Source organism: Aerococcus sp. HMSC23C02, assembly GCF_001806805.1.
Lineage (GTDB): Bacteria > Bacillota > Bacilli > Lactobacillales > Aerococcaceae > Aerococcus > Aerococcus sanguinicola.
The window spans coordinates 1-704 of sequence record NZ_KV786063.1; the positions used below are offsets into that span (position 1 = coordinate 1).

General features: G+C 38.2%; 2 protein-coding genes. Both read right to left on the reverse strand.

The features are described from left to right. A partial coding sequence (locus tag HMPREF3090_RS09465) for a type II toxin-antitoxin system HicB family antitoxin (protein WP_070486570.1) occupies positions 1 to 290 on the reverse strand: 290 nt, incomplete at its 3' end. 30 nt (positions 291 to 320) lie between these two features. Further along, positions 321 to 512 carry a type II toxin-antitoxin system HicA family toxin gene (locus tag HMPREF3090_RS09470; RefSeq protein WP_067971975.1) on the reverse strand — a complete coding sequence of 64 codons (192 nt, stop codon included), beginning with the start codon at positions 510 to 512 and terminating at the stop codon, positions 321 to 323. Between the last annotated feature and the right edge of the window lie 192 nt (positions 513 to 704).

Here is a 704-nt window from a genome sequence, read left to right on the forward strand (position 1 = left end):
GTCAATGTCTTCTTAACGGCTTGATTGCTGGCACGGTCTAGGATTGGGGCTAGCCACACATCCACAAAAACGATTCTTCCTTTTTCGGCAACAATATCCATATTTGCCTCTGGGAAATCGATTCCTTTTTTAGCATAGACGGTTAATGTTCCTTCTAATACATCCTTCGCATTAATAACCGCCTCTTCAAAGCTTTCCCCATCAGTAAAACAAGCTTCAAAATCAGGGAATTCAGCATAATAAACATTATCTTCTTCTGTGATGATACAAGGGTAAATGACTTTTTTCATGGTGGGCCTCCTCTATAGAAGGACTCAGGGCTAAAACTTCAGCCCTGTAATCCGTTCAATACTCGTTAAAGTGCCAGAAGGAATGTCCTTCTTAGTGCATTTCACGGGGCACGTTTTGCCATCTTTAACATAGATTTCATGAGAACCTGTTGTATGGTCAAGTTGCCAACCCGCTTTTTTCATCACTTTAACGACTTTTCTGTAAGGTTTTGTTTTAGACATGTCTAACCTCCTTACACTTATTATTATACGTGTTATTTATACGTATGTCAATTGATTTAGTTATTTACTTAGACAATTAAGATACATCAGCCCTAGAATCCATTTTATCGCTCAAAACGCTATTAGTTACTCAGCTACATAAGTTTCAATAGTACCAATGACTAAATACCTTGCTAGCTACTCAATCGCCTA